This window comes from Xenorhabdus anantnagensis, from assembly GCF_028598555.1.
GTDB classification, from domain to species: Bacteria; Pseudomonadota; Gammaproteobacteria; order Enterobacterales; family Enterobacteriaceae; genus Xenorhabdus; species Xenorhabdus anantnagensis.
In genome coordinates this window covers 18,312-29,223 of the sequence record NZ_JAQRFN010000017.1, presented here as the reverse complement: position 1 = coordinate 29,223, position 10,912 = coordinate 18,312, and the positions used below count along the sequence as shown (strand labels likewise).

10 protein-coding genes and 1 pseudogene are annotated in these 10,912 nt (G+C 43.6%); 8 read left to right on the top strand and 3 right to left on the bottom strand.

The window, feature by feature from the left end; all coding sequences use genetic code 11:
• Nucleotides 1-72: 72 nt before the first annotated feature.
• A pseudogene (locus PSI14_RS13235) lies at nt 73-171 on the bottom strand (SymE family type I addiction module toxin); the annotation flags it as partial.
• A 78-nt stretch (nt 172-249) separates the two neighbouring features.
• Between PSI14_RS13235 and PSI14_RS13230 the strand changes: the two are divergent.
• The 7 genes from PSI14_RS13230 (at nt 250) to PSI14_RS13200 (ending at nt 6,357) form a co-directional block, all read left to right on the top strand.
• Nucleotides 250-2,076: a hemagglutinin repeat-containing protein gene (locus PSI14_RS13230; protein WP_370688861.1), complete on the top strand. Its 1,827-nt coding sequence runs from the start codon at nt 250-252 to the stop codon at nt 2,074-2,076.
• 110 nt (nt 2,077-2,186) lie between these two features.
• The gene (locus PSI14_RS13225; protein ID WP_273576333.1) at nt 2,187-3,311 is read left to right on the top strand and encodes a hypothetical protein; all 1,125 of its coding nucleotides are present in this window, start codon (nt 2,187-2,189) and stop codon (nt 3,309-3,311) included.
• Entirely contained in the window at nt 3,308-3,568 is a 261-nt protein-coding gene (locus PSI14_RS13220) for a hypothetical protein (protein WP_273572372.1), read from the top strand. The genes PSI14_RS13225 and PSI14_RS13220 overlap by 4 nt, the downstream gene beginning before the upstream one ends.
• A gap of 197 nt (nt 3,569-3,765) precedes the next feature.
• Nucleotides 3,766-4,164 carry a hypothetical protein gene (locus tag PSI14_RS13215; protein WP_273576332.1) on the top strand — a complete coding sequence of 133 codons (399 nt, stop codon included), beginning with the start codon at nt 3,766-3,768 and terminating at the stop codon, nt 4,162-4,164.
• 164 nt (nt 4,165-4,328) lie between these two features.
• Nucleotides 4,329-4,628, top strand: coding sequence for a hypothetical protein (locus PSI14_RS13210; RefSeq protein ID WP_273576331.1), 300 nt, complete (start codon nt 4,329-4,331; stop codon nt 4,626-4,628).
• A gap of 314 nt (nt 4,629-4,942) precedes the next feature.
• On the top strand, nt 4,943-5,188 hold the full coding sequence (locus PSI14_RS13205; RefSeq protein ID WP_273576330.1) for a hypothetical protein: 246 nt from the start codon (nt 4,943-4,945) through the stop codon (nt 5,186-5,188).
• 746 nt (nt 5,189-5,934) lie between these two features.
• The gene (locus PSI14_RS13200) at nt 5,935-6,357 is read left to right on the top strand and encodes a hypothetical protein (protein WP_273576329.1); all 423 of its coding nucleotides are present in this window, start codon (nt 5,935-5,937) and stop codon (nt 6,355-6,357) included.
• 136 nt (nt 6,358-6,493) lie between these two features.
• On the opposite strand, the gene PSI14_RS13195 is transcribed toward PSI14_RS13200, so the two are convergent.
• Nucleotides 6,494-6,670 (bottom strand): hypothetical protein, encoded by a 177-nt coding sequence (locus PSI14_RS13195; RefSeq protein WP_273576328.1) that lies wholly within the window; start codon nt 6,668-6,670, stop codon nt 6,494-6,496.
• A 572-nt stretch (nt 6,671-7,242) separates the two neighbouring features.
• Between PSI14_RS13195 and PSI14_RS13190 the strand changes: the two genes are divergently transcribed.
• Entirely contained in the window at nt 7,243-8,160 is a 918-nt protein-coding gene (locus PSI14_RS13190) for an integrase domain-containing protein (protein ID WP_273576327.1), read from the top strand.
• A gap of 204 nt (nt 8,161-8,364) precedes the next feature.
• On the opposite strand, the gene PSI14_RS13185 is transcribed toward PSI14_RS13190, so the two are convergent.
• Nucleotides 8,365-10,755 carry an AAA family ATPase gene (locus PSI14_RS13185; protein ID WP_273576326.1) on the bottom strand — a complete coding sequence of 797 codons (2,391 nt, stop codon included), beginning with the start codon at nt 10,753-10,755 and terminating at the stop codon, nt 8,365-8,367.
• Nucleotides 10,756-10,912: the final 157 nt, after the last annotated feature.

The following is a 10,912-nucleotide window of genomic DNA, read 5'->3' as shown; positions in this document are numbered from 1 at the left end:
ATCGTTCTTTTATTTGTCAGCTAATTGAATGATCAGTTACCCCCCGTTCAACGGTGATATTCACCGATTGCCCCCTTTTAAGTGCAAACTGGGATTCTGGCTGTAATAGCGGGTCATGCCGGTGTTGCTGTCGGCATGACATCGGCTGATATAGCCGACCTTATAGCGACGTTACGTTTACGGTGAGACCACGGAGTCTTACCTAAAGACACAAAACTTAGTCAGGCGGATTCTGCCAAAGCCGATGCGATTAATCAGGCGGGCGGCAACGCGGAAAAACCGACAGACACCATCGGTATCCAGCTTTCCTATGGCAGCCAGTCGGCGAAATCCGAAACCCGCACAGAACAGACACAGTCACAGGGCAGTCAGCTTAATGCCGGGCGGGATATCCGTATTATCGCAAAAGGCGACAACGCTCAGGCAGACAGCGGCAATATTCAGATTGCCGGCAGCAGTCTGAAAGCCGGGCGGGATGTGACCCTGGACGCGAAACGGGATATCGTCCTGCAATCCGCTGAAAATACCCAGACGACGCGCGGTGAAAACAGCAGCAAAGGCGGCAGTGTCGGTGTGGGACTGACCGCCGGGCAGGGCGGTTACGGCATTAAATTCTCCGCCAGTGTCAATAAGGGCAAGGGGCATGAAACCGGCGACGGCGTCACCCATAGCGAAACACTGATTGATGTGGGCAATCAGGTCAGCCTGACATCCGGTCAGGACACCACGCTCAAAGGGGCGCAGGTCAGCGGGGAGAAAGTCACCGCCGATATCGGCCGCAATCTGCATTTGCAGAGCGAGCAGGATAAAGACAATTACGACGCCAGACAGGAAAACATCAGTGCCGGCGCCAGCTTTACTTACGGCTCAATGAGTGGTTCGGCCAGTGTCAATGCCAGCCGTGACAAGCTGCACAGCACATTTGATTCGGTGAACGAACAAACGGGCATTTTTGCCGGTAAAGGCGGCTTTGATATCAAGGTGGGCGAACATACCCAGCTTGACGGCGCGGTGATTGCCAGCACAGCAGATAAAGACAAAAACCGGCTGGAGACGGGCACGCTGGGTTTTAGTGATATCCAGAACAAGGCGGAATATAAAACGGAGCACCAGAGTGTGGGTATCAGTACCGGCGGCGCGGTGGGCAGCCAGCTGGTGTCCAATATGGTCTCGAATATGCTGGCCGGCTCCAACAAGAGTGACAGTAAATCGTCAATGACCCATGCGGCGGTCAGTGACGGCACGATTATTGTGCGTGATGCGGATAAGCAAAAACAGGCTGTCTCAGACCTGAGCCGGGATACTGATAACGCCGCCAATGGCCTGAGTCCGATTTTCGACAAGGAGAAAGAGCAGCGGCGGCTGGCACAGGCGCAGGCCATTGCCCAAATCGGCACGCAGGTACTGGATATCTACAATACGCATGAAGCGATTAAGGCGACGAAGAAAGCTACGGCAGACCTGAAAGACCCGCACACTCAGCAGGCTCTGAAACAGCAAGCCGAAGCGCAGCTGAGGCAGGAGAACGGGGAAATCACAGCGGGATCCATTGCCGACCGGGCGCATAAAATCGCTTACGACGCGGCACTCAAAGCACAGGGTGCGGAAGTTGGCGGCGGTCAGCGTCAGGCCGTGACGGCTGTCGTGACTGCCCTGCAAGGACTGGCCGGCGGGGATATTAAAGCCGCCCTCGCTGGCGGCGCGGCGCCTTATCTGGCCAATGCGGTCAAGGCGTTGACCTACGGCGGTAAGCCGTATGAGCAACTGACGGCAGAAGAAAAAGCGACCAATCTGATGGCCCATGCGATTTTGGGCGGCGTGATTGCTGAGATGAAAGGTGGCTCTGCTATGGCGGGTGCAACGGGGGCGGTCAGTGGTGAACTGGCCGCGTCTGCTATTATTAATGCATTGTACGGGGATAAAAACCCGCAAGATCTCTCACCGGATGAGAAAGAAACGGTCAGCAACCTGTCGACATTGGCCGGCGGGATTGCTGCCGGGCTGGTAACCAATTCCACAGCCGGTGGTGTGGATGGGCCCAGACCGCGAAAAACGCGGTTGACCACAATCGACTAACAACCCGTCCGGAAAATGAGAAGCTCCAGTCTCTGGCAGAAAAAGGCATTGCACCGAAGGAGGTACTGGATGCTGCGGCCTGTGCAATAGTTAAATGTTCTGCCCAGTTTGTGGAAGGCACGGAAGAATGGATTAAATATAAGCAGCTGGAAGAGAAAGGTAATTCGCCTGAATATGCGGCCTTACGTGACCAGTTAGCGAAAGAAACACTGACGATTGATGTTCCACAACCGGACGGCACCGTCGCTCATTATGCGTTTCCGATGTTCCAGTATGGAAACGCCGATGCACTGGCAGACAATCTTGTGTATGCGGATGGTAAATACCAGATATCAACCCGTGCAGGTGGCTTGATACAGGCCGCCGGCGGGGCAGTTGAGATTATTGGTGGCACAGTGTCTTGTGGCACAGGTATTGGCTGTGCAGTGGGTGCAGTGATGGCGACACAAGGAATTGATAACCTGTATACCGGCTCGAATATTCTGGAATCAGGCAAGCCTATCAAAACGATGGGGGCACAAGGACTTGAAGCATTGGGTGTCCCACCAGAATATTCGGAAATTACCTATGCAGCAATTGGATTGGGTGGCTCTGTAACCACGGTATTGACATCACCGAAGACAGGGAAGACGGTGACAGTGTTGGTGGATAAGAATAACCGGATTACGAAATCTTTCTCTGATAAGGGAAATAATAGCGGTTTATCCCCTCATCAGTCTGGTGGTGTTATACCAAATAACACGGGGTTAAATGATGTAACGATTAATAAAATACTTTCAATTGAAAAAGGGCATCGTCCTGATCCCACAACTTATATGCCTAAAGCTGCAATTGACGCGCACTTATCTAAATTTGATGATGGTGCAATTAGGTTCACTTCGATGAATGATGTAAAAAGGTTTGGAACCATCGGTCCCGATAAAGGATTTGTAATGCCCAAATCTGAGTTTGATAAATTGATGGCTGAATCAAAAGGAAACTTATCTATAGTTGAAGAAAAATTAGGGTTAACTAAAGGATATTTATCCAATTCAGATACAGGGGTTTTTTATATACCTAGGAGTGAATTTAAGAATTTGAATATACCATCTGGTAATGAAAATGGAGCTAATCAATATTGGTTGCCTGGTGGTAAAACATCAGGTGGGGTATCAGAGGCAGTAATGGATTTTTCTCATAAACCTAATGTCCAATTGATTGATATAAAATCATTTAACAAAGGTAAAAAAGAATGAAAGATATGAATGAATATTACACAATGAAACCTTTCTCATACCCCGAACCAACACCTTTAAAGGATAACGAATTCTCAACAGATCCTAGTTGGTGGAGGGTTGTTAAAGAAGAAAATGAAAAATATGTGTTTTCTTGTTTATCTGGTTCTTTAGAAGGGAAAGAATGCAAAGCTGAGATTACAAAAGATGAATACGAAAACTTACTCAAAGGTAATATAACTGCCAATGATATTTGCCATAAATATCATATAGGCTAATTAGACGGTGCTTACAAATTTGTATAGTCCTCATTTCATATCAAACGTGGCCGTTTAGGCGGCCACTGAATTCAAGTATAAAGTAAGCGTCCGGTGTCCCACCGGAATATTCGGAGATTACCTATGCGACCATTGGACTGGGTGGCTCTGTAACCACGGTATTGACATCACCGAAGACAGGGAAGACGGTCACGGTATTGGTTGATAAGGACAACCGGATCACAAAATCCTTCTCTGAAGGAAAAAATGTCTCAAATGCCACAGTTGATTTAAAATCATCAGTAGGTACAAAAATAGATAAAAATGTTGTTGTAACGAATAGGGAATTTTTACCTGATGGAGTAGTGCAGACTTTCAAGGATGGAAAATACGAAACTGTTATTACACAAGAGCCAGTAACTGTATTCAGAAAATTTGGAGGCACGGATAAGCAAGCTAAATTAGATGGTGGGTATGCAACAACTGAACGGAATGTGGGGAGAAATGATACCGCTGTTTACAAAAAGTGGAGCACATCTAGATTTGAAGCTGAAATAGAAGTTCCCCCAAGACACGAAGCTCAATATAGGTATTGTAGGAAAACAGCCGCCATCTAGCGATACTCCTAAGTATAAAGGAGGAGGGGATCAGATCTTATTACCACGTGATTATCCTTTGGATTGGGTAAAATCCATACGAGATGGTAAAACCGGTAAAGTTTATACTTATGAAGAGTTTAAAGCTGCTTTTCCTGATCAAGTAACAAATAAGAGGTAGTAACATGTTAGAAAGTAAGGACATACATGATATTGATAGATTAATAACTTTATTAAAAAGCGTTATTATTTATTTGAAACAATTGGGATATGAAGAAACATTTTGCCCAGATTTAAAAAAATCTATCAATATTCTTGAAAATAAGTCTATAAACGGTATGGGTAATCTACATGATTACATTATGGGAGAGTTCAGAATGATGGCGGATAGAGGACAATACGGAGAAGAATATATAGACTCCCTGACTAATGAAATCTCCATGATTGTATCGGAAAACTCTCTCTTTAATAAATTCAATCGATAGATATAGCTTATTTTTTGAGTGGTTGAGAAATGGATTTCCTTTGAATTTTCTGTCGATTATCGCGAAAAACGCCGTTGACCACAATCGACTAACAACCCGTCTGGGGAATGAGAGGTCCAGTCTCTGGTAGAAAAAGGCATTGCACCGAAGGAGATACTAGACAGTTTTGCGCATAAGGCCCGCACTTGTGAAAAGGGAAGTTGTTAGCAGGTGATCAAGGACATACATCTGGCGGAGTACCTGAAGCTGTGATGAATTTTTCACATAAGCCTCCTGTAACTGAAATAAAAATCAAGTAATTTTTAGGTGAAATGATGAATAAATATTATGAAGAAGAGCCTCTTTCTTACCAAAATACACCTCAGAAACCAGTTGAGAGGGAATTCATCAAAGATAATTGGAGTGTCAGGGTTGAAAATGATAAATACATATTTTCTTATATTTCTGGTGAATTTTTTGGTCAACTGAAAGAGGTGGAGATAAATAAACGTGATTACTTACAGGCGATCAAAAATGGTATTACATTTGACGAGTTATGCCGCAAGTATAACGTATCTTAATTTTTAATAATCAAAAACCTTGTTTATGATTTATGTAATCGCTACTCCACATGAAACGTGGCCGTTTAGGCGGCCACTGAATTCGAGCATAAATCGATTTATAGGATATGCCAATCTTTAACAGCATCTTCGTTTGTTTGTAAGGCTCCGGTGCTCTCACCTTGCTTTGCAAGACAAGAACAAAGTGGGATTTAGCTAAACGGGGTTTTCAGGCCAAGGAAGGAGTTCATGCAACCGGTTGTTCGGCCAGATGGGTAGGTTCACGTCTAAAAAATCACATCAAAGCTATGATACATATGGACCGGATGGTGGTTTTGTAATGCCTGCATCAGAATTTGATCAAATAATGATTGAATCTAAAGGTAACTTGAGTGTAGTTGAGAGAATACTAGGGTATCCATTTTCTGTCTTTTTATATTTCATGTTGGAATTGCATTAGCTTAATGTTCATGATGTGTATCACAAAAAGCTAAATGACTTAATGCCATTTCATTCAAGGTGACTTACACTAAAAGCGCTATACTTGTCATGTTCTATTATATTAAACTCTCTTGTTTATGGTAGTAGACAATTTATAGAAGCCTCAATGGTCGAAGCCATTGAGGCTTCGCCGTTTATGGTGATGGGAATACACAGCTCCGGATCTGATCTGCCTATTACATTTAGTTTTTTCGCTATTGAATTAATAATAAAAAGAGTTAAATTGAAAAAACTTTAATCTATTCTCAAATGGATCAGGAAAAGTGATGAGTGATACCGATAAAAATGATAAGAGAAAGAAAATTCAAAAACGATCCAGTTATTTTATTCCTTACAAAACGACGTATGATTTGCGTTTAAATAAAAGAGAACTCAATTTAATCAACATACTGATGCAGGTCCAGGGTTATGAATATGGCTTTTTTACCGTGTTAGGGGTTCGTCCTTTATCGCAACGGGGTAACCATAAAAACAGTGCCATCTATGTCGTGCGGTGCCGGTGTGGTAAATACGCAGTCAGGACACTCAAGGCAATCAAAAATCCGGCGAATGTGGTTGATATGTGTGAGCATTGCCTTCACCTGTACAACCTGAGACGCAGAAACCTTTTTCTCACGACAGGAAAAGAGGTCGATTTGTCAGAATTAACCGGCATTAAATATAAACATCCTTTAGAGATTAAAGTATAAGGGAATGGTGTTCCTGACAGGTTACGGACTATGAGTTTAAGGCCGTATTTACCCTGACGTTGAGACTTTTTCGCTGAATTTCTCACCTTAATATCGAACAAAAGTTTGACCTCGCTCAACCTAATCGATAAGGTATTTAACTGTTACCAATGATCCCTTGCCTGTAAGGATCAGCGTTAAGCGGCAAACGAAAACTCCCGTAGCCTGAAAGGGAGTGCATACCATGCGGTACATCTGCGCACTTTTGGAAGCAGATATCATCAGACCAATAACCCACGGTTGGTGATGAAAGTTTCCCGGTGGTATTCATCACCGGCTACCCATACAACAGAGCAGAATTGGCTTTGTCTCACACTGATCGATATTGTTTTAACCGGTACAACATTCACCTGTATTTTGCATTTATCACGAAAAACGTCACGAAAATGGCGCGGCGTCACTTGTGTTGAAGCGCAGCGATGACCAAGTGACGTCGCCGGGCGTCAGCGTCCAGAGCGCATTCGGTCTGCCTTCACGACCGATTTGAACCCTGAATTACTCAGTGAAACCATGCAAAACAGACCATTAACAGACATTTTGTTTGATTTACGAGCGAATCCCAGATCTGGTTTTCAACCCACCGCCTTAAAACAGGCTGATGCAGTAAAAAAAGGAGAGATGACATACGTCAAGATAATGAGGCGTTCATCCTGAGCTGATCAGGCAATGATCGGGGAGCCTTCCATCGCTGTGCTCAGCACATCGCGAGCTCCTGCAATAACTCAACACAACCTCACTCTGCTACACATTATCTGACGCATCACGGAACGGTGAACCTGAACCGACACGCAGAGACTTGTTAAAAAAATGAATAAAAACAGAGAAAAAATGACAGGAGAGGCGGGAATGGCGCAGAAATCGGCACGTTCAAAAATTGAGTTGTTCAGGAAAGCATTTATTACCCATGCCCGACAAGCGGGTGGGAGCTTTGCCACGGTTGCCGATCGTGAACGGATTGCCCGGCAGTTTCTTAACTTTCTCAAGGATAAAGGCATTAAGCTCCGGCAGATGGACAGCCTTAAAGTCAGATATATTGAACGCTATATTGCAGAGCGAAAGGCCAACCTTATCAGCCACCGGACTCTGCAAAATGAAATGTCCGTGCTGAGAAGCGTTTTAGCGCAGGCCGGAAAGCATAAGCTGGCTGATCCCGATAATATCCGTTTGAGCAACCGGGCACTCGGTATTGTTGCAATAAACCGAAAAGGAACTAAAACAGCGTTGGCACCGGCGGCGTTCCGTGAAATATTTCAGCAGGTCGAGCAAAAAGATCGGCGCGTGGCGGCGGTGATGCAACTGGCGTATGTTCTGGGGTTGCGTACCAAAGAAGCGGTGGAAGCCTATAAATCGTTAGCCACCTGGAAAAAAGCACTGGAAAATGGGCAGACCTCTGTGCGGGTGATATTTGGCACCAAAGGCGGACGGCCTCGGCAGACGACCATATTGGATCGGGCAGCGCTGCAACATGCCATTGCTTATGCCGAGCGAGAGCAGGCAGAGCGGGGTGGAAAACTGATTGATAAACCGACGATCACGCAGGCCATAGACCGCTACCGATATATTGTCAGAAGCTCTGGACTGGCGGGTAAGAATGCTCCACACAGTATGCGTTATCATTTTGCTCAGCAATCCGGTGAATATTATAAAGCACAGGGTTTCAGTGAGCGGGAAGCGCTGGCATTAGCATCGATGGATTTGGGGCATGGTGATGGACGCGGGCGCTACATCAAACAGGTGTATTACCAGAAAGATGAGGCAGAATAACACTATTTTACCTGATAAAAGGTAATTTATCGTGATTAATCACTATGCTACTTGACCGTCAGTTATGCGCGAGGAGCGGACTTAGCACCTACGATAACGAGTCACAATGAAGGTACTAAGAATCTCAACGAAACCTGAGCGCCAAAATTGGCATGGTATTGATGAGTAATAGCTTAGCCATAACATGTCAGAATAAGCTCTATTTTAAGCAGTGCGCTCGGACTCACCTATACTCTTTAGCAATGAATTGTATTGGTCAGGGTCCGATTTGTAAATCTTGTCTAATACATAGTTTGCGAGCTTTGGAATTTCAGGAATTTCTATTGGCTTGATGCTTCGATCAAAAATTGATTCCAAGTGAGATAGCTCATTGTTCAGGCGATTAGCAAGAGCTATTGCAATGTCGTCATCCCCAAAGAACTTTTTGATCCTTTCAAAGGCATCGTTCTTATTATCATGATGGGGGTATTTGTAAAAAAGAAATGCTTCAAGGAATTTCCTTAAATTGTTTCCAAATGAGTAAAATGATTCGTGATTAGTATTTACAAGTTCTTGATCACGGCATTTGTAGATTTGATGAAAAAGATAATTGAACTCGGTGATGTAATTTTTAAGGTAAGTGGGCATCAACGAAATATTACTCGAGGCCCCATTCCTTTCAATCATGAAGTGTTGATGACCACCATGATTTTCATTTGGAAGAGAAATTGTCTTAAGATACTTCAAGAAATCAAGATTATGAGTTGAGATGAAAAGTTGTTTATACCAATAGCGGTTTGAGCCGTCATTATTCTTGATTGGTTTGGTAATTAAACTCTCGATCAAGCTGAACATAAAGAAGATGTGATTGCCATCTAAGCTTGAGATTGGATCATCAATGTAGATGATGAGTTTTCTATCTTTGCTTTCAGGCTCTTCTAACTTGGCAATGAAGTAGCAAAATGCAATCAAGCTGCACTCACCTTCACTTAGGTTATATGCAGGCTTGTCATCTCGCATGATTTGAAACTTAACAGCAGTTTTATCGCGATTATCTTGAGCTTCAAGCTTGATGCCATCATGACCAAAGAAGTGATTCAAAAGCACATTGACACGAGCAGCACCTTTTCGCTCATCTTTCTGTTCTCCACGCAGGGTAGTGATTTCACTCTTTAACCTAATGATCTCATTTTCAGCATCAACAAAAGCTGCATTTGATATGTCAGAAATAGTCTTCAATTCAGTAATGCGAATCCTTTCTGCATTGTAGCCAATTGTAGAAGCAAAAGATGCCACATCTGATAAACGGAGTGTCTCACTCGCATTAATCTTATCTTTATCCAATGTCTTGGAGCGACGGTTGTTCTGCTCAATTAGTTCGTTGATGTGTTCAACTTGCTGCTCAATAAGTATGGCATCATGATTGACTACGGGGAGAACTACGAGCTGAAAGAGACTATTCTTTCTCTTTTGAAGTGCTAATTTGAGTGATTCCAAATCTCGCTTGTACACCTCCAAACAACCATCCAAAGTTTTTTTGCTGATATCAAATGCTGACTTTTCTTCAGAATAAAATTTGTCGCTTGTTAGGCTTAGGAATGTTGGAATTCGCCTAATTTCAGAATCAACAGAAGCAATAGACAAATTAATCTCTGATTCGAGTTCAATTGATTCTTTGCTGAAGTGCGAATCCAGAATTTGCCAAATATCATGTGGAAGTGTTTGGCGACAGAATGCACATGTATCGTGCTTGTCTCTGTGAAGGGGCATCCCCTCTTTAACCCATAACTGAAGAATACTGTCATCTAGTAGTTCTTGAATTGCCTGAGTAGGTTTAATAGTTCGCTGCAGAAGCTCTTCGACAGTATTAAAAAGAGAGTTTAATTTTAGCTTGATAGAAACCTTGTCGGTAATTTCGGGAAGCACCTCTTGTTTTAATAAGTCTGCTTTCACTTTGGATTCTTCTTGTGATAGTTTTTTGAAATTAGGCTTATTGGTTTTTTCGATGTCAGATTGAATATTTCGAATTGTATATGCCGCAGGAACGTAGTCCTTATTTTCTTTTAGAAACTTTGCATGAGTTCTTAGCTTATCAGTCAGAGCATCATCGCCTTTTTTGTAATTTTCTTTTGCGCGATCTTGTTCAAGGCGTTTTATCTCTAACTCATGCTTAAGCCCTGATTTTTCTTCTACGCTACCAAGTTGGGCTTCAATCGCGGTGATAGCATCTTCAACTTCATTGTTCTTCTCACCAACAATAGCGAATGCCTTGATTTCACCGCCATCTTGGTTGACAAGGAAATTGAGGTTGTCATTCACAAAATCACGATTATAGACTCTTACATTGTAATTATGCGCTGAGACGCCCGATTGATTGACTTCACCTTTGTCTCCAGAAATGATGAAGGATGAGGTACTGTAACTGACAGGGATGCGACCAGTCTGTAGAGCACGGAAGATGCGTGAGAGTGTTGTCTTACCTGAATAGTTGCGACCATAGATAATGTTCAGACGCTTGAAGTTCTGAACATTACCGCCATGGTCTCTGAGGGCGCTCTCCCAAACGAAATCTTTAAAGCTACCGAAGTTAGCAATATCTACCTTACTGATGCTCATCACAGCCCCCTATGCAACATGTTAATCAAAAATACGATGCACCACATTACAAACCGTGCGTTGATCCCTCTAACCTGAACACTGCTTTCAGCCCAATACTGTGGATTGACTAGTTTTTAATAAACTAACCCTTAGTAATGATCGCTGGAACGACAAA

Bases quoted from the DNA above. Each gene is read 5' to 3' on its own strand.
- PSI14_RS13220 (WP_273572372.1), top strand. From the start codon at position 3,308: ATGAAAGATATGAATGAATATTACACAATGAAACCTTTCTCATACCCC.
- PSI14_RS13210 (WP_273576331.1), top strand. From the start codon at position 4,329: ATGTTAGAAAGTAAGGACATACATGATATTGATAGATTAATAACTTTA.
- PSI14_RS13205 (WP_273576330.1), top strand. From the start codon at position 4,943: ATGAATAAATATTATGAAGAAGAGCCTCTTTCTTACCAAAATACACCT.
- PSI14_RS13200 (WP_273576329.1), top strand. From the start codon at position 5,935: ATGAGTGATACCGATAAAAATGATAAGAGAAAGAAAATTCAAAAACGA.
- PSI14_RS13190 (WP_273576327.1), top strand. From the start codon at position 7,243: ATGGCGCAGAAATCGGCACGTTCAAAAATTGAGTTGTTCAGGAAAGCA.
- PSI14_RS13185 (WP_273576326.1), bottom strand. From the start codon at position 10,755: ATGAGCATCAGTAAGGTAGATATTGCTAACTTCGGTAGCTTTAAAGAT.